17 protein-coding genes are annotated in these 17,634 nt (G+C 40.1%); 2 read left to right on the top strand and 15 right to left on the bottom strand.

Annotated features, from left to right (window positions below; translation table 11 throughout):
- The first annotated feature begins 1 nt into the window (after position 1).
- Complete coding sequence (locus tag CYK55_RS06710) at positions 2–1,690, top strand: RNase A-like domain-containing protein (protein WP_126134078.1); 1,689 nt, start codon at positions 2–4, stop codon at positions 1,688–1,690.
- A 151-nt stretch (positions 1,691–1,841) separates the two neighbouring features.
- On the opposite strand, the gene CYK55_RS06705 is transcribed toward CYK55_RS06710, so the two are convergent.
- The 7 genes from CYK55_RS06705 to CYK55_RS06675 all read right to left on the bottom strand — a co-directional run bounded on the left by CYK55_RS06705 (position 1,842) and on the right by CYK55_RS06675 (position 8,959).
- A complete protein-coding gene (locus CYK55_RS06705; protein WP_235186308.1) occupies positions 1,842–2,411 on the bottom strand; it encodes a hypothetical protein in 570 nt (189 codons plus the stop codon).
- 512 nt (positions 2,412–2,923) lie between these two features.
- Positions 2,924–4,075, bottom strand: coding sequence for an LCP family protein (locus tag CYK55_RS06700; protein ID WP_034688243.1), 1,152 nt, complete (start codon positions 4,073–4,075; stop codon positions 2,924–2,926).
- 114 nt (positions 4,076–4,189) lie between these two features.
- On the bottom strand, positions 4,190–5,050 hold the full coding sequence (gene aroE / locus CYK55_RS06695; RefSeq protein ID WP_034688239.1) for a shikimate dehydrogenase: 861 nt from the start codon (positions 5,048–5,050) through the stop codon (positions 4,190–4,192).
- 181 nt (positions 5,051–5,231) lie between these two features.
- A complete protein-coding gene (locus CYK55_RS06690; RefSeq protein ID WP_034688238.1) occupies positions 5,232–6,002 on the bottom strand; it encodes an ABC transporter ATP-binding protein in 771 nt (256 codons plus the stop codon).
- Positions 6,003–6,004: 2 nt separating this feature from the next.
- Positions 6,005–6,886 (bottom strand): ABC transporter permease, encoded by an 882-nt coding sequence (locus CYK55_RS06685; protein WP_034688235.1) that lies wholly within the window; start codon positions 6,884–6,886, stop codon positions 6,005–6,007.
- Positions 6,883–7,908, bottom strand: coding sequence for a tryptophan ABC transporter substrate-binding protein (gene trpX / locus CYK55_RS06680; protein WP_126134077.1), 1,026 nt, complete (start codon positions 7,906–7,908; stop codon positions 6,883–6,885). Before trpX ends, CYK55_RS06685 begins: the two co-directional genes overlap by 4 nt.
- A 424-nt stretch (positions 7,909–8,332) precedes the next feature.
- Positions 8,333–8,959, bottom strand: coding sequence for a hypothetical protein (locus CYK55_RS06675; protein WP_034688229.1), 627 nt, complete (start codon positions 8,957–8,959; stop codon positions 8,333–8,335).
- Positions 8,960–9,151: 192 nt separating this feature from the next.
- On the opposite strand from CYK55_RS06675, the gene efbA reads away from it, so the two are divergent.
- A complete protein-coding gene (efbA, locus tag CYK55_RS06670; protein WP_034688227.1) occupies positions 9,152–10,852 on the top strand; it encodes a fibronectin-binding protein EfbA in 1,701 nt (566 codons plus the stop codon).
- Positions 10,853–11,039: 187 nt separating this feature from the next.
- On the opposite strand, the gene CYK55_RS06665 is transcribed toward efbA, so the two are convergent.
- The 8 genes from CYK55_RS06665 to CYK55_RS06630 form a co-directional block, all read right to left on the bottom strand.
- On the bottom strand, positions 11,040–11,750 hold the full coding sequence (locus CYK55_RS06665; protein ID WP_034688224.1) for an ETX/MTX2 family pore-forming toxin: 711 nt from the start codon (positions 11,748–11,750) through the stop codon (positions 11,040–11,042).
- A 340-nt stretch (positions 11,751–12,090) separates the two neighbouring features.
- The gene (locus CYK55_RS06660; RefSeq protein WP_034688222.1) at positions 12,091–12,993 is read right to left on the bottom strand and encodes a LysR family transcriptional regulator; all 903 of its coding nucleotides are present in this window, start codon (positions 12,991–12,993) and stop codon (positions 12,091–12,093) included.
- Entirely contained in the window at positions 12,990–13,691 is a 702-nt protein-coding gene (locus CYK55_RS06655; RefSeq protein WP_034688219.1) for a carbonic anhydrase family protein, read from the bottom strand. The genes CYK55_RS06660 and CYK55_RS06655 overlap by 4 nt, the downstream gene beginning before the upstream one ends.
- Before the next feature lie 41 nt (positions 13,692–13,732).
- A complete protein-coding gene (locus CYK55_RS06650; protein WP_126134076.1) occupies positions 13,733–14,374 on the bottom strand; it encodes a YfbR-like 5'-deoxynucleotidase in 642 nt (213 codons plus the stop codon).
- A 203-nt stretch (positions 14,375–14,577) separates the two neighbouring features.
- The gene (gene pyrE / locus CYK55_RS06645) at positions 14,578–15,210 is read right to left on the bottom strand and encodes an orotate phosphoribosyltransferase (protein ID WP_034688213.1); all 633 of its coding nucleotides are present in this window, start codon (positions 15,208–15,210) and stop codon (positions 14,578–14,580) included.
- A 3-nt stretch (positions 15,211–15,213) separates the two neighbouring features.
- Positions 15,214–15,924, bottom strand: a complete 711-nt coding sequence (pyrF, locus tag CYK55_RS06640; protein WP_034688211.1) for an orotidine-5'-phosphate decarboxylase — start codon at positions 15,922–15,924, stop codon at positions 15,214–15,216.
- Positions 15,921–16,850, bottom strand: coding sequence for a dihydroorotate dehydrogenase (locus CYK55_RS06635; protein ID WP_034688209.1), 930 nt, complete (start codon positions 16,848–16,850; stop codon positions 15,921–15,923). The genes pyrF and CYK55_RS06635 overlap by 4 nt, the downstream gene beginning before the upstream one ends.
- The gene (locus tag CYK55_RS06630) at positions 16,847–17,623 is read right to left on the bottom strand and encodes a dihydroorotate dehydrogenase electron transfer subunit (protein WP_034688208.1); all 777 of its coding nucleotides are present in this window, start codon (positions 17,621–17,623) and stop codon (positions 16,847–16,849) included. The genes CYK55_RS06635 and CYK55_RS06630 overlap by 4 nt, the downstream gene beginning before the upstream one ends.
- Positions 17,624–17,634 lie beyond the last annotated feature (11 nt).

The raw sequence follows: 17,634 nt of genomic DNA, 5'->3' as shown, positions 1-17,634 counted from the left end.
TATGGATCTGGTTTATCAGGTAGTACACTTAGCGCTGGCTTACTGTCGACCGCCGCCTCTGCTAGGAATTGGTCTAGGGGTCGGTTTTTATCAGCTCGGCGCCTCTTTAGGCGTCGCAACAGCTGATTTAGCGAAAACAAACAGTGGTTTATTTGAATCGATCGGTAGCAGTGCCTCCACTCAAAATGAACTGAACACTTTTGCAATGTCTGGAATCGATTCGACAACAAATACCTACAATTTCTCCGCAGCCTTACAAAACCGCTACGCACAAGATGTAACAAGCAATGCGTTGATGCGTGAGTACTTGACTGTCGAGAGCGACCACGGAATCTTTACTTTCAGCGTCAGTGACCGTGTTGAACTTTATCGTCGCTACATCAACTACACCATCCCTTGGACACTACGGGAACAAGCAGCCGTGGTCGGACGTAACACGTCACTAGCCGATTCTCTCTCCCAGAATGAGTTTTTCGTTTTAGAAAGCATCCAGTATAGCGAATCCGTTCGTGGTGCAGATGATGCCATCTTGAACATCACCGGTTCTTCTTACTACGGCTATGATTTCCCAGAACCTTTTAACTATCAAGTCAAGCTTGATACGAGCATCTCTACGCTCTTAACAGAGATGATCACAACAAAAGAACAATTGCTCGACTACGTCCAAGCAACCACACCCTTTGAATTCGGGGTCGTCAATGAACCTTCTAAAGCCTTAGCTATTGAAACTGCCCAAGAAATGGCTGTCGCATATGATGAACGAACCAGCCAAATCAGCCAAAGTTTAAGCGAAGCCTTGGCTCCCAACAACAATGGGTTAGACTTTGACCCATCAGGAATGATCGCTACATTATATGGTGCCGCAGTTGTATCGGATCACGCTGGGAACTTTATCTATGCTCAAACGCAACAAGCCGTTCCAGCACATTTAGTTGGAGCGATTGAGTTTTCTTATAGTGCTGAGGCACTACCAAATGATGATTCGATCACTATTGATGGGAAACGTGGTGTGTTGGATGAAGAGACTGGAAATATTATAGATGATAAGACAAAAGAAATTTTAGTCCTAGGCGCAATGGGAGCTAATTGGCTCTCTGAAAGTTTAGAGAAAATTTATCAAAAGATTAAGGAATTAGCAGATGTTGATATTGAAGATGAAGAAATTGAGTGGTACACTCCTGTTGATTTATATTATGATGAACATTTTGCAGATGGAGGGAAAGGGCATACGATTGCTAGTCATATAGGGAAAAATCATGGAGAATTAAAAGGACGTTTAGATATATCGCATGATTTAATAAACTATACATCGACTTTTAATGATCCCATTCAAGCGTTGGTATATATTAACATCGCTATATTTACTGCGAATCAAAATTACTTAGACCGAAAAATCAAGCTTCCTTTAGGAGAATGTCGTTTACAAAAATCAAATGATCGTGTCATTTATCAGTCTCATGCCTATATTTCTGGAATAGTTCCGAATGGCTGGGGGCTTTGGAGAACAGTAGAAGGAAAAAATGATTATTTACCTGTAAGTAATATTACCTACTCTTGCGTAGTAATCCAGCGTACTCGTAATGTGATACGAAAAAAAAGAAAGTATTATATTCTCACTGCCTATCCAGATCTAAAAAAAATGATAGAAATGAACCTGCTAATAGCGGGTTCTATTTATAAAAAATACTAATCTACATAGTCATTTTTTTAGATTAACGCAATTATTTAAAATTTTTAATTCAGTAATCTGTAAGTATGAACCTATATTATCTTATGATACCTTATATTACGCCGGTTCTGCCAAATAAATACTGATAATCGTAAAGATTTGGGTTCTAGAATCATAAACACTCCAAAGATAGGCGCCCCAGCCCACACGCGCATAGTTGAAGTAATTTTGTAAACTCTGTATTCCAGGAATAGATGATCAATTTATCTTTTAAAGGAAAGAACCGTTGATTTACCAGATTAAAGTCTGTCTTAGATAAATTTGTCCCATGAAATTCATTAAAAAAAGCTTCCTCATATACCCCACCTTCCATAAATAAATCTTCCGCAGTAAGTTCTGTGCCTTCCATCATCTCTTCGTTGACTTCAATTGGGTAGCCACCTAAGTTTAACGTAGTAGGATCAATTTCTGTATAAATAATTGAATCAGAATTCAGTTCACGAAATTTCGCTACATACATTTCACAGTCAACAGGTTTTCCTGTTTCTTCGCGTTTTTTTGATGACCAAAGATTTGTTTTTGCCAAACGACTTAAATAATTTAAGTAGGCTAAGATTGCCTCTTTATGGGTGATCTTTCCTTGGTAATTATTTTCCTTAAAGAACGTGTAACCGACGTAATACGGAAAAAGTATATCCCTTTTTTTTCCTAATGCTAATGTTTCTTTTACCAATAATTCCATGTCTTTGCCTCCTCTAAATAATGATGTATGTACTTAATGAGTATGATTCCTATACTTTACAAAAAGACCGATTCATCTTTGGTTCACCAAATGTATGCTTAAATTTCATAATCATCCTCCGAACCTCTAAAAAATTAAACAGAAAACATAAGAGGTGTTTTTCAATCGTTATTTTATATGTATTTAATAAAAATAATTATCTTTATAAGATTATATTATAGCATGATAAAGAAATAGACAAGTTCCACTGATTTATTTATGTTGTTTTTTTATCAAGTCATACCTGCGAAACAAAGATTTATTTTTAAGAAATAAAAGTAAAAATACAAGCTCATAAAAAACTGGAAAATTGTTAATAAATTCAATCTGAATAATAAGTGGATTTTTGCGAGGAGGATAAAATAGAGCTATTGGAAAAAGAAACACTATATAGCAATTAAGACATCCACACAAAAAAAGCTTTTCCAGAAGTTATCACCTCCAGAAAAGCCTTTTTAACAAAACATCAACGATTATTTACTCAAGAATTGTTCAATCTTTTCACGGTTCATTTGTTTATCTAATACGAGGATACTACCCGCATAATCACTTTGACCATAGCTCCAAGTATTATCCGCTGGGACGCTTAAGCGGTCGATTCCGCCAGCACCACGTAAGATAGAGAAACTGTTTTTGACTAAAAAAGTCATCGGTACATCGGTGGATGTATAACCGATTGCTTTTCCGGCAGCATATGGCGCACGGATCAAGTTCAATGGATTTTTCAGTTGACCGAAAATCGCATCCATTACTTGTTGCTGTCTGCGGACACGACCGAAGTCGCCTTCTTCGTCCATCCGGAAACGCGCATATTGCAACAGCACATGACCGTCCATTCGTTGTTTCCCTTTAGCGATATCGACACCGTCTAGATTCAAGTCCTTTTCAGCATCGATCGACACGCCGTTCATGAACATAGCATCAATCACTTTTTCAAAAGATTTGAAATCGACTTTCATATAGTATTGACAGTTCAGTCCAAAGTTCTCTAACAAGGTTTGTCGGACTAACTCCGCGCCACCATAAGCATAAGCTGCATTGATTTTGTTGTCTCCGACCCCAGGGATCGTCACGAAGCTATCCCGCATGAATGAGATCAATTTGGGTTTACGCGCAGGTCCATCTAATTGTAGAACCATGATCGTATCTGCTCGCCCCGCATCTTCACCCCTTGTATCACTGCCTAAAATCAAGATATTGTGAGCGCCACTTGTTGATTGGGTGCCGTTGAATGTTTCTGAAGTCGCTGGTTCCAGTGACTGATCATTTTCAGCCACGAACTTGCCGACGAAAAATGAAATCAGTGAGAAGACAAATAAAAATAATAAGATCCCTACTATGATTTTCCACCAAGACCGCTTCTTGCGTGGATCTTTAGGCTGTTTCTTTTTAAAGAGTCCTTTTTTCTGGGGTTGTTGTCCTGAATGAACGTGTTCCTCGTAAGGCGTTGAGTATCGAGAATCACTTGGACGTTCGTCATAAGTTTGTTCGTAAGAAGGGCTTGCTTCCTCTTCAGACTCCGCTTGTTTCTTACTTGCGCGTCGCCAAGATAATAGCGGCGATGACTTTTCTTTGATTGGTTTTGCTTTTTTATGGATGTTCTGATAGCGATCCATCCGACTCATTTGATTTCCTCCCTTTGTTCAACTCAGTAAAATCATACGATACTTCTTAATGAAAAACAGTAAGATCGTTGTAAATTTAACTAAAAGCTAACGAATCCTTTGATAACACTCGTTTCATTCCTCTGAAATGAGTAAAGGTTGGATCTTCTCAATCGGCATGGTCTCATCTGTCCAAAGCTCAAAGGCAATTGCTCCTTGGTACATCAGCATCCCTAGCCCATTTCGTGTGACACAGCCGATTGCTTTGGCCTCTTTTAGAAAGCGTGTTTCTTTAGGGGAATAAATCAAATCAAAAACTGCGAGTTTCTTATGGAGAAACTGAGGATCAATTGGCATCAACTCTTTTTTTGCGCCCATGCCCATATCGGTACCATTGATCAAAAGGTCCGTATCTTCTAGATCTTTTTTCAACTGTTCAGTATCTGCATAATCTTTGACGATGATGGGACAGTTGGTTTGTTCCGCAACTCTCTCAAAATCCGCAACAACACTCGCAAAAGTAGCATTCTTCCGTTTATAGATGACGATTTCTTTTGCTTGATCTAACGCCGCTTGAACAACGATTGCTTTCGCTGCGCCACCTGCACCTAGCATGATTATTTTTTTGTTTTTGATTGCGACACCCGCTTCGTGTACTGAACGCATAAAACCCATACCATCCGTATTATAGCCGATCAAGCGGTTGTCTCGATGAACGATGGTATTAACAGCGCCTATCAACTGCGCTTCTTGACTTAATTCATCTAAATAAGGAATAACTGCTGTTTTGTTAGGCATGGAAAGATTGACACCTAACATATTGAATGTATGAATGCTTTCGACTGCCTGCATAAGATTCGTCTGATCGACTGTGAATGCCAAGTAAACAGCATCGATCGAACAAGCCTGAAAGGCGGTATTATGCATCAATGGAGATAAACTATGGGTAACGGGAGATGCAAAAATCCCTGCTAATCTTGTTTTTCCTGAAATCATGGAACGCCTCCTATAATACGCTAAAAATGCCGCGTCCATTCGTAGAACCTACGAATGAACAAGCGGCATCAATCATTTTTCTGATATGAATCGTGTTGATTTTGATTGTTATTATACCTGCTATCACAAGTATAAATTGAAGGAAACAAACTTGTCAAACGGAGATAGCGTTCTCGAATGACTAATCGATTACTTCTTCGAAGAAGTGTAAGAGATCGTTCATGGATAATGCTTGTTTTTCTTCTTTCGCTAAGTCTTTGACGATCCGGCCTTTTTGTAAGACGATCAAACGATTCCCATATTTCAAGGCATCTTCCATACGGTGCGTGATCATCAAGCATGTCAACTTTTGCTCTGTGATGCGTTGGTTGGTCAATTCCATCAGTAGCTTGGCTGTCTTAGGATCTAGTGCTGCGGTATGTTCATCTAATAAAAGTAATTCTGGCGCTTTGATCGTTGCCATCAATAAACTTAAGGCTTGTCGTTGCCCCCCTGACAATTCGCCAGCAGGTGTATCCAAATGTTGCTCTAATCCATTGCCTACTTCTTGGCATATTTTATAGAACGCTTCTTTTTGGGTTTTCAATTGACGCAAACAAAGCGTCCGTTTCTCCCCTCTTTTTTCGGCTAACAATAGATTTTCTGCCACCGTCATCCGTGGTGCAGTCCCCATTTTTGGGTCTTGGAATACGCGTGATAGAAATAAAGCTCGTGCTTCTTCTGATAACTTCGTGATTGGCTGGTCTTTGAAATAAACCCCACCTTGACTTAATTGCAATGTTCCGGCAATCGTATTGAACAAAGTACTTTTGCCCGCCCCATTACCGCCAAGAACAGTGATAAAATCTCCTTCATTGATGGTCAATTGGATATCATCCAATAATACTTTTTCTTCGTGCATCCCATTGTTGACTACTTTTCTACCATTTTTGATCGTTAAGATAGCTGTCATCGTTAGACCTCCTTTTCAAAGCCAGTTTTTAATTTCAGTGCTTGTTTTACTTGTGGGATCATCAAGCAAGCCGCTAAGATGATCGCTGAGAATAATTTCAGATAAGTCGTATCAAAACCTAGTTTGATAACAGCTAAAATCAGTAGTTGATAGATGATGCTTCCGACAACGATTGCTAATAAACGCTCGATTAATGTCAACTCTTGGAAAATGACTTCCCCGATGATGATCGAAGCTAGTCCGATCACGATTACACCGATTCCTTTATTGACATCCGCATAGCCATCGTTTTGTGCGATCAATGCGCCTGATAAAGCAATCACTCCGTTAGATAAAGTCAAACCTAAGATTTTCATGCGGTCGGTTTTGATTCCTAATGAACGTGCCATTGTCTCATTATCCCCAGTGGCAATATAGCCTTGCCCTAGATCTGTATTGAAGAAGAAAATCAATACGCTGATCAATAGACCGAGAGATAAGAGGCCTAATAAGACAGTGTCAAAATAATTCGGGAAATGTAGTGCGTGGAACACATCTTGTAAGACTGGATGACTCAACAATGAAAGGTTGGGTGTGCGCATCACAAACAAGATGACTGAGTTTAAACCTGACATTACTAAAATACCGGCTAAGATGACTGGAATTTTTCCTTTTGTATAAAGTAAGCCTGTAACAAATCCAGCCGCCATTCCGGCCAAAACACCTAGAATCGTTGCCAATAACGGACTAACGCCATGCGTGATCGCTGTTACACAGACAGCCCCACCAAGAGGGAATGAACCTTCTGTTGTCATATCAGGAAAATCTAAAATGCGGTAAGTCATAAAAATCCCTAAACCTAATATAGCCCATAACATCCCTTGTGAAATTGCGGATACGATCATTGTTCTTCCTCCTTGATCTCTGTCAATACTTTTGCATCTTTTTTGATGGATTCAGGAATCGTGATTCCTAATAGTTCTGCTTGTTTTTCATTGACGATGATATCGCCTTTATCAAAGACATAGACAGGGGTTGTGGCTGGCTCTTTCCCATTTGCTAAAACGGCTGCCATTTTACCTGTTTGCACACCTAATTCGTATTGATTGATCCCGATTGTCGCTAACCCGCCTTGTTCGACCATCGTATCGACAGAAGGAATTACTGGGATATCTGCTTTATTTGCTTCTTTGATGACCGTTTGCATCGCATTAGCAATCGTGTTATCTAAAGGAACATAGATAAAATCAACTGATTGGCTCATGACTTGGACGGTTTGCGCAATTTCATTCGTTGAAGGGACGGCATACTTCACTGGTGTTAGTCCTTTGGCTTTTGCCGCTTCTTCTGCTTGGCTGACTTGATAACGTGAATTGTCTTCTGATGATGCATAAAGAATCCCAACCGTTTTTGCTTTTGGTAATAGTTCTGTCGCTAATTGAATCTGCGCTTCCACAGGCGGTTGGTCAGAAACTCCTGTGATGTTGCCCCCTGGTGCTTCTAAACTTTGTACTAGCCCCGCCCCTACAGGATCAGTCACTGCGCCCAAGACAAGTGGGATATCCTTCGTGGTGTTTGCGATGGCTTGTGCTGCTGGTGTCGCAATACCTACGAGAACGTCTGGATTATTTTGAACCAATTGTTGACTCATGGTAGCTAACTTACTTTGGTCGGCTTGACCATTTTGAAAATTGATTTCTAGGTTTCGTCCTTCTTCCAAACCTGACTCTTTTAATCCATCTTTGATCCCTCGATAGATTTCATCTAAAGCAGGGTGACTAACGAACTGTAAGACCCCAACAACTTTCTTATCACCTGTTCGATTGCCTTCAACAGGTGGCTGATCCTTGATCGTTTCGTAGATAAATGTACCGGTCAAATAGATAAGTATCAGTGCGATTACTGCGATCAATCGTTTATTTTTCATTTTTACTTCCCCTTTTTTGTTATGTATTTTTTTATAATAAATCAGCTACGTGTGTAACTTCGAGCGAATGAACAAAAAAAGACAATCACCGCTTGTACGGTCATTGTCTTTTACCAACAAAAAACCGCATAGAGCCATCTATGCGGTCGTCAAATTCTTGTCCAGCATAGATACAAACTTTAGAATCGTACATTGTTGTACTCTAAAAAGTTGTATCTACGAAAAAGTTCGTCCTTGATACAACTTATCTACGCCAGTTACGCCAATTATTTTTATGTTCTGATAAAAATTGAATTGATAAGTTCATCTTGGACCATCCTTTCCTTTGAGTGTTATCCTAAGTCTAATCGAATTTTATTTATCCGTCAACTAATTTTTTATTTTTTTGACTTTTTGTTATTTATCACTAAGTATTTCGCCACACTTATTCCAAGGTACTATCTGTTACTTTTTCCGCTTGTTCACCATTTGCTAATTCTTTTTCAAGCTGTTTGATGTTGATCAATGGCAATCGATTCAATGCAGGAACCAAGGTTTTCTCCAGTTCCTCTTTATTTTGGTCAGAAATAACTAAGCGATTTCTCTCTTTTCCGCCATCAAAGAAAATGATAGTGATTTTATCTTTTTCGATCCCATACCGTTGTTCTAATTCTTGGGTATCATAAACGAGTGGGTAGAAGAAAATCGTTCGATTCAACTCACTACTTTGTTGCGGATCCTCAAAGATATCCACCACTTGCTTGTAAATTGCCCCCTTCGGCAGACTAAACATGACAGAGATGGCTCGACTATCAGTGATCTCTTGATGCGCGGAAGAAAATGGCAAGGGCCGTAACTTTTCGGAATGGATCGAGGAATAGATCAATGAATCCACCTGTGCTTCTTTGATTCTACTCGGCAAAAAAAACATCGCGACCGTCAACAAAAATGAACAGCTCAGAAGAAGACCGATCCGTCTGAAATATTTTTGAGGATGTTGTTCAAAATTCTCTGATAAATTCGTGTAGCTTAGTATGATTTTATCCTTTATCTCTACCATCAATCGCTGCATCTTCTTTTCCCCCACCTGTTCTTTCTCTAATTATACCTAAAATCAAGCGAAAGAACGAAATAAAACACTAGTTTTTCATGTAAATTCTTTTTTTATTCTCTCTTTTACAGAAGAAATCATCCGGTCCATTGGTCTTTCCTTTCTTTTTTCGTTATAATAAGTGTACTTATGAATAGAAATGAGGAATGAATCATGTCCTTTGATGGTGTATTTACCCATGCAATGATCCATGAATTGCGCGAAACACTATTATCTGGTCGGATCTCAAAGATCCACCAACCGTATGAAAATGAAATCATTTTGGTGATTCGTTCTCGTGGAAAGAACCACCGATTGTTGTTATCTGCTCATCCAAGCTATGCCCGTGTCCAGATCACAGAGATCGATTATCAAAATCCAGAAAATCCGCCGAACTTCGTGATGATGTTGCGTAAACATTTAGATGGTGCGATTTTAGATAATATCAAGCAAATCAAAAATGATCGAGTCATCCACTTCCATTTTTCAAAACGGGATGAACTAGGCGACTTACAAAATATTGTTTTGATCGTAGAATTGATGGGACGACACAGTACCATCGTTTTAGTGAACCAGCAAACACGAAAGATCCTAGACGCCATCAAACATATCGGCAGCTCACAAAACACGTATCGTTCGTTACTCCCTGGTGTCGAATATGTCGCACCACCTGAACAAGCAGTACTTGATCCTTTTAAAGCAACAAAAGAACAAGTATTTGAACGCCTATCAAAAATCGAGCCAAATACAAAAGCACTACAACAAGCATTTCAAGGATTAGGCCACGACACTGCATTAGAATTAGTCGAACGGATCAATCAGCGACCGAATGAAAAAATGGCTGTCTGGGAAGAATTCTTTACTGGGATCGAGCAACCTACACCCACACACTATGAAGTGGGCACAAAAGAATACTTTACACCGATTGCTTATCACGAATTGGCGAAACAAGCCGATTCAACACAAGAATACGCCACATTAAGCGCTTTGTTAGATGCGTTTTACCAAGAAAAAGCGGAGAAAGATCGAGCAAAACAACAAGGCGGCGAACTGATCCGTAAAATCGAAAATGAACTAAAACGTAATCGCAACAAATTGAAAAAGCGCGAGCAGACCTTGCTTGATTCAAAAAATGCGGAAGAGTTTCGTCGTGACGGCGAACTATTGACGACTTTTATGAATCAAGTTCCTCGTGGCGCGACTGAAGTGACCTTAGCGAATTATTATGAAGAGAATCAACCCATCCGGATTACTCTTGATCCCGCCTTAACACCTAATCAGAATGCGCAAAAATACTTTCATCGCTACCAAAAACTTAAAAATGCGGTCAAATTGATTGGAAAACAAATCGAAGAAGCGAAAAGCGAGATCCAGTACCTTGAATCTGTCCTTTCGCAATTAGAGATTGCTGGACCGATGGATATTGAAGTGATCAAAGAAGAGCTATTAGCAGAGGGCTACTTGAAAAAGAAAACGAACAAAAAACAAAAGAAAGCAAAACCTTCTCAACCTGATCGCTACTTCTCTTCTGACGGTACTGAGATTTTAGTTGGTAAAAATAATCTGCAAAATGATCAATTAACCATGAAAACTGCAAGAAAAACGGATCACTGGTTGCACGCGCAAAATATTCCTGGTTCTCATGTGATCATCAAAAGTGATCAGCCTTCTGATGAAACCATTACGGAAGCTGCTGAACTAGCTGCGTATTACTCCAAATATCGCCACTCTGCACAAGTGCCTGTGGATCTAGTGCAAGTCAAATATATTCGCAAACCGAATGGCGCTAAACCAGGATATGTGATTTACGAAAACCAAAAAACGATCATTGTGACACCAGAAGAAGAAAAAATCCAAGCAATGACAAAAGATTGATTTTACTGAAAAAAACCGACGTCAAGAAGTCATGACTTCTGACGATCGGTTTTTTTGTAGTTCAAATACCAATGACAAATTAAATTCGATAGCCTGCCGCAATGATTTCTTTTGTACCAGTCGTTCGATCGAAGGCTTCTAAGATAAGTCCTGAACCATAATTGACACGATAGGTACCAGCACCAATTTAATGTCCTGCCACATTTGCATCGAGTTTCTTCCAGTTATTACGAGTTTCTGTGATATGGCGATCCCAATAACTGTCTGACAGCACTTGGCGGTCGCCAACTACCGTTCCAAGTCCGTATGTATGGATACGTCCAGCAGAATCTTTTTTATACGGGATATCTGCTCGGATGCGTTCTTGTAAATCAACCGATCCTGTTGCTTCACCTGTATAAAATACCCAGTTGACTTCGACTGTATGTCTCGGTCGAACATTGATGGCTTGACCAGGAACAGTCCAACCTTTTTGTGTCTCCCGAGTATGTGAAGTGGTTGTACTAAAATTGTAACTTAATTCAAGACTCATACTTGCCGAACCAAACATTGATACGCTGATATCAGCACTCACTGATGTAGAAACACCTGCAGAATGTGTGGTTGATGTCGTAATCGAATCTATGTAAGTTTCAGTATAAGAAGGTGTGGTAAGCGTTTGATCTTGATTAGTTTGATTATGAAAAGCACTTGTATTCACATTTTTTGACGTTTGTTTCGTTCCCATATCACTATTGACTCCTACTGAATAGGATTGACTGGACACATTTTTGGGATTGTATCCATTGTCAGTGAGTCTTTCATTCAAACCAATATCTCCCCATTGATACATTTGGTAGGATAATACATAGGCCATCGTACTCATGCGATCGATCGTGCTTTGATTGACTGATTTCAAATACCCTTCTCCGATTTGTGGAAGCGAATCAGCAGCACAAGCAACAGCCCCCCTTATTAAATAGTCCTACACTCGTCGCGCCAACTCCCCCTAACATTATTTTTATTCCTTTTTTCATTTTGCTGAACCCCTTTATCATTATTGATAAATCAACGGTGAAATCACTCCCGGTTGATTTATTGATGACAGTATGAATCATTTTTTAACTATGTAACATTATGTGCTTTACTGCAACAATACAGTTAGAATTGAAAGAACAAAAAATAAGCCTGAAATCAGCATTCACTGATTTCACGGCTTATCTTTTGCTTCATCTTCTTTTTCAATTGATCCTAAACATTCACTTCATTTGTTTCATCACCTGTTGGATACTTGTGATAAACTTCTTGGCGATATCACTTAATGGCTGCTTTCCAGAATAAATGACATATAACTCATTCATTGGACTATCAGCTAATGGAATCAATCGTAAATATTCTTTGATCTCCCCAATCACGATGCCAGAGCCTGAAGCATAGGCATCTGTTTCTAACACAATGTTCATCAATGTGCCACGATCACTCGTATAGATCACCGATTCTTGTTCAGGAATCTCAATTAGATCTTCATAAAAATAAGGGAAATTATTGCCATCTTGTGTAAACCGAACTTGTGGAAATGCTGTTAGCTCTTCCACCTTTATTTCTTCTTGTTGGGCAAGTGGATGGCGTTGTCTCAGAAAGATATGTGTCTTGAATCTTCCTAAAGACTGAGCGACTAATTCCCCTTGTTCTAAGTAACGCTTGATCCCTGTGCGATTATGGTCATTCATATAAAGGATACCTAACTCGCTTTGTTGCTGTTGGACCTCTTCGATCACGTTCGCTGTGGTCGTTTCCATGATCCGAAACTGTTTCACTTCTGCTTTGAATGTCTCAATCAGCTGCGCAGTCAATGGACCTAAAAAATCATAGTGTTGTGAAGCAATCGAAAAGCTTTCACGTTTTTCACTCTTCTGGTAATAGTTTTCCAAAGAATCTAATTGTACTAAAATTCGTTCCGCCCGTTTTAAAAAGTCTTGTCCTTCTTCTGTTAGATAAGCCCCTCGATTCGTGCGGGTAAATAAATGGATACTCAACTCATTCTCCAATTCTTTGATTGCTGCAGAAAGGCTCGGCTGAGAAACAAATAACTTTTTCGCCGCTTCTCGAAAACTTCCGTTATTTGCTACTGCAGTAACGTATTTCAATTGTTGGATGTTCATTTTGTCCCCTTATAATAATAGATTTTTCGATTCTTCACTGGTTGTAGCGGACGATTGTTAGGTTGTGCGTATTGCCCCTTGAATGGGATCAAAAAATCACGATTCAATCGACCAATTTGATCCATGACGAACCATTGGATCGGCCCACTCGTTGGGGGAGTAGTCAATGAACCAACGTAATGATAATGACTTTTCTGCTCAGGAAAAAAGACAGAGGCATCGGTCCAATGCTCATGTGCATCGAGATCCCATTTGTCGCCATTTTGACGATCGTACAACCAACCCTCATCATTTGATAGACGGTACATCGCACCAATGACTAAGTTTTCTTGTCGGTCATTGGTGTGTACAAAATGAAATTCAATATCTTCTTGTTTACCATTAATGATATGTTCTGATGGCATATGAAAATGGATGTCGGTCAAATAGTATGTTTCTTCATTGAAAAGAACATAACTGATTTGATCATATGGTACAAGATGGATCGTATTCTTGAACTCCTTATCCGTGAATCGTTGTTTCTGATAGTGAAAAGAGAGTGTTTCTTTCGTGTTACTGCTCGCTTCACACGTTGTCAAAGGAATGGGCGATTGTAATTCAAACTCGGCTCCTTTTGCAAACCAATCACATAATTCTGCCCAATGTTCCGGTCCTCTTTCACCAAAATAATTCCATTCAACATCCATATTCTTCTTCAACTAAAATTCCTCCTGAACCAGTTACCTACACGGTACTTTGACTATTCTTTTTCTTTTTTGACAATGCTTGAAACAGCTGCTAAGAAATCTTCTTTTCCATAGAATTCTTGATTAAGTAATTCTGGAAAAATCTCTTTGAAAAAATATTGGACGGATGGTAGATGATCAAAGCCTTTGATTGTTGTGACCGCCTCAATAAACATCTCTTTATAGACTTTCTCCGGATTATTTTTACTGATCTCATCAAACGATTCATACAAAAGATCAATTTTATCTGAAACAGCAAGTAATTCACCTTCGACCGTATCGTCTTTGCCTTCGAATAATCGCCGGCGATAAATGTCTTGTAAAGCTTCAGGGATTTCTTGATTGATGAACTCATCCGTCATCTTTTCTTCGACGGTCTGTAGCATCCCTCTCAACTCTTTACTCGCATATTTCACCGGGGTTTTGATATCACCGATAAAACGTTCGGTATAATCATGGTTCAAGGCTTTTTCATATAAGAGCTTCCAGTCAATCGATTGTCCATGGAGTTCTTCAATGTCACCTAACACTTGCGCGATCGAAGCCACACGATAAGAGTGGGCTGCGACGGTGTGTTCCGTGTGTTTGAAAAATCCCGGAGCTCTGGTGATTCTTTCCAAGTTATTTAAACCCAAAATAAATTCATTCAATCCCATAAAGAACCCTCCTCGTTGAGATGACTTTTCCGATAATCTTATCATTAAATAACTGGAATTCGCAAATTTTCAGCTTATTATCTTAACACTTTTTCATGTATAAAAGAATAATTCTCGCTATGTATCATCAGGACTTTACTATATCTCAAACAGAAAAAGGGCTGAAACAACATCCGTTTTTCCGCCCTTTTTTCATCTGATTACTAAGCTGTTGCCCAGTTTTCAGGATCTTTTTTCCATTCTTTCAATAAAGCAAGCTCTTCTTCGTTAATCGTTTTATTTTCTAATGCAAATTCGATCAATACAGAATAATTCGTCAAGGTGATCAATGGTAGAGCAGCCTGTTCAAAGTTCGCTTTTCCTTTTGGCAACTCATACGTAAAGATTGCCGCAACACCTAAAACATCTGCACCTTCTCTTTTAGCTGCTTCAGCCGCTTCTAACACACTTCCGCCTGTGGAGATCAAATCTTCGATGACAACCATTTTTTGACCTTCAAAGATACGACCTTCGATTTGATTACCTTTACCGTGTGCTTTCGCTTTACTACGAATATACACCATAGGTAAGTCTAGGATTTCTGCCACCCAAGCTGCGTGAGGGATACCGGCAGTTGCTGTACCAGCGATCACTTCAACTTCTGGAAATTCTTGTTTGATTTTTTCTGCTAATCCTTGGGCGATTTCTTTTCTGACTTTAGGATAGCTCATCGTGATACGATTATCGCAATAGATTGGGCTTTTGATTCCACTTGCCCATGTGAAAGGTTGGCTTGGACTTAAGAAAACAGCTTCGATTTCTAAAAGGTCTTTGGCAATAGATTGTTCAATGTTCATAGATTAACGACTCCATTCTGCTTTGATTGTTTTGTACGCTTGGTAAGGATCTTCTGCTTGTGTGATTGGTCGCCCGACAACAATGAAGGTTGAACCGATTTCTTTTGCTTGTGTCGGTGTTACGATCCTTGTTTGGTCGCCTGCGACTGTTCCTTCTGGACGAATACCAGGGGTTAAACAAACAAATTGCTCACCCGCTTTTTCTTTGATCGATGAGACTTCTAATGCTGAAGAAACGACCCCATCTAATCCTGCTGCTTTGGCACAAGCGGCATAGTGGATCACACTTTGCTCCAATGGTACTTCGATCAGTTGGTCATGGTGCATTTCTTCTTCACTAGTAGAAGTTAGCTGCGTAATTGCTAAAAGTAATGGGCGTTTCTTTCCTTCTGATGTGCCATCGGTCAATCCACGCATGGCTGCTTCCATCATACGGATTCCGCCTGCAGCATGCACACAGGTGATATCTACACCTAATTTTGCCAAACCGCGCATCGCTTTTTCGACAGTATTCGGAATATCATGCAATTTCAAATCTAAGAAAACCTCATGACCTGCATCTTTTAACCAGCGGACAATGATTGGTCCTTCTTGATAAAAGAGTTCCATGCCAATCTTAACAAATAACTTTTCGTCTTCTGGGAAACGTTGCATAAATGTTTCCACTTCTTCCCATGATGAAAAATCTAAAGCAATAATTGGTCGTTGATTCATTGATTTCTACCTTCTCTCACTTCTTTGATCAGTTGCTCTAAAGACTGGATACCTAATTCATTCATTCGTCCTGGCAAATCTGCAATCAATTTTGGACAAATATATGGATCAGTAAAGTTCGCCGTTCCGACAGCGACTGCACTAGCGCCTGCCATATACATTTCTAGTACATCGTCCACGGTTTGCACTCCGCCCATCCCGATAATCGGTAGCTTGGAGACACACGCTACTTGGTGGATTAAGCGGATCGCTACAGGTTTGATCGCCGGTCCGGACAGCCCTCCTGTTTGATTGGCAAGGATCGGTTTTCTTGTTTTCAGATCAATACGCATTCCTAATAAAGTATTGATCATCGTAAAACCATCGGCGCCGCCAGCTTCAATAGCCTGTGCCACTGGAACGATATCCGTAACATTAGGAGATAATTTGACATAGACAGGGACATTCGCCACTTTTTTCACCGCTTGTGTCAGTTGGAATGCCACCTCTGGATCGGTTCCAAAAGCAATTCCGCCATGTTTGACATTTGGACACGAGATATTAAGTTCGATGGCATGGACATTCGGTGCATCGCCGATCTTGCCACAGACTTCAACATAGTCTTCTTCACATGCGCCAGCGACATTCGCTATGATCGGCAAATCTTTATAGGTGGCTAATTCAGGTAGCGATTTTTCCATGACCACTTCCATTCCAGGATTTTGCAACCCGATCGCATTGAGCATACCAGAAGGTGTTTCAGCTACTCGCGGCGTGGGATTACCAAAGCGCGCTTTAGGTGTCGTCGCCTTGACCATAATCGCACCAAGTTGGTTCAAATCGTAGTATTTGCCATATTCTTTGCCAAACCCAAAGCAACCACTTGCTGGCATGATCGGATTCTTCAAATTTAGTCCTGGAAGTTTAACTGCTAAAGGGTTACTCATAAAATCACCTCTCCTGCTTGGAAAATCGGTCCTTCATCACAGACTTTCAAGCTTTTCGTTCCTGTTTCATCGCCTGGAACATGACAGACACATGCGTAACAGGAACCGACACCACAGGCCATGCGAGACTCTAATGACAGTTGGACGTTAGGATGACCGGCAAAGAGCTGTTCCACTGTCTTTAGTAATCCATTTGAACCGCATGCAAAAACAGCAGCAGGCTTATCTTTTGCCGCAAGTAATAGATTACCGACATTCCCATGCAGTCCATAGGTGCCGTCATCCGTTGCGATCCTTGTATCACCTAGCTTTAGAAATTCTTCTTCATAATACATTACTTCTTGTGAAGCAAAGCCTAGAAAGTGAATCGCTTTGACACCTCGTTCCTTCAGCTGTTTCGATAGTTCGTATAAAGGAGGAACTCCGATTCCTCCACCGACAATGAAGACCTCATCTTCTTTCGTTAATCCCGAAAGATCGAAGCCATTTCCTAAAGGTCCTAAGACGTCTAAAGAATCACCAGCAGTCAATTCTGCGAAATGCTTTGTTCCGTCTCCTTCTACACGGTAGATGATACGACAAGTTTTTTGTGATTGATCGATCTGGTTGATACTGATTGGTCGGCGCAACAACAAATCTGCTCGTGGTACGCGAATATGAAGGAATTGTCCAGGGCGTGTCATTTCTTGGACTAATTCCCCGGTCAGTGTCATTTCATAGATTCGTGGTGCTAGTTGCCGTTGGTGAACGATTTTCATTACTTCTTGTTTCATCTTAACACTCC

Origin of the sequence: Enterococcus mundtii, from assembly GCF_003957375.1 — a bacterium.
GTDB lineage: Bacteria > Bacillota > Bacilli > Lactobacillales > Enterococcaceae > Enterococcus_B > Enterococcus_B spodopteracolus.
Note: the sequence above shows the minus strand (reverse complement) of the source record. Positions and strands in the feature narration are given on the sequence as shown.

Excerpts from the sequence above, each read along its gene's own strand:
- trpX (WP_126134077.1), bottom strand. The coding sequence starts at position 7,908 with ATGAAAAATAAACGATTGATCGCAGTAATCGCACTGATACTTATCTAT.
- CYK55_RS06635 (WP_034688209.1), bottom strand. The coding sequence starts at position 16,850 with ATGAGTAACCCTTTAGCAGTTAAACTTCCAGGACTAAATTTGAAGAAT.
- CYK55_RS06685 (WP_034688235.1), bottom strand. The coding sequence starts at position 6,886 with ATGATCGTATCCGCAATTTCACAAGGGATGTTATGGGCTATATTAGGT.
- CYK55_RS06710 (WP_126134078.1), top strand. The coding sequence starts at position 2 with ATGGATCTGGTTTATCAGGTAGTACACTTAGCGCTGGCTTACTGTCGA.
- CYK55_RS06660 (WP_034688222.1), bottom strand. The coding sequence starts at position 12,993 with ATGAACATCCAACAATTGAAATACGTTACTGCAGTAGCAAATAACGGA.
- aroE (WP_034688239.1), bottom strand. The coding sequence starts at position 5,050 with ATGATTTCAGGAAAAACAAGATTAGCAGGGATTTTTGCATCTCCCGTT.
- pyrF (WP_034688211.1), bottom strand. The coding sequence starts at position 15,924 with ATGAATCAACGACCAATTATTGCTTTAGATTTTTCATCATGGGAAGAA.
- efbA (WP_034688227.1), top strand. The coding sequence starts at position 9,152 with ATGTCCTTTGATGGTGTATTTACCCATGCAATGATCCATGAATTGCGC.
- CYK55_RS06705 (WP_235186308.1), bottom strand. The coding sequence starts at position 2,411 with ATGGAATTATTGGTAAAAGAAACATTAGCATTAGGAAAAAAAAGGGAT.
- CYK55_RS06630 (WP_034688208.1), bottom strand. The coding sequence starts at position 17,623 with ATGAAACAAGAAGTAATGAAAATCGTTCACCAACGGCAACTAGCACCA.
- pyrE (WP_034688213.1), bottom strand. The coding sequence starts at position 15,210 with ATGAACATTGAACAATCTATTGCCAAAGACCTTTTAGAAATCGAAGCT.
- CYK55_RS06700 (WP_034688243.1), bottom strand. The coding sequence starts at position 4,075 with ATGAGTCGGATGGATCGCTATCAGAACATCCATAAAAAAGCAAAACCA.
- CYK55_RS06650 (WP_126134076.1), bottom strand. The coding sequence starts at position 14,374 with ATGGGATTGAATGAATTTATTTTGGGTTTAAATAACTTGGAAAGAATC.
- CYK55_RS06675 (WP_034688229.1), bottom strand. The coding sequence starts at position 8,959 with ATGCAGCGATTGATGGTAGAGATAAAGGATAAAATCATACTAAGCTAC.
- CYK55_RS06690 (WP_034688238.1), bottom strand. The coding sequence starts at position 6,002 with ATGACAGCTATCTTAACGATCAAAAATGGTAGAAAAGTAGTCAACAAT.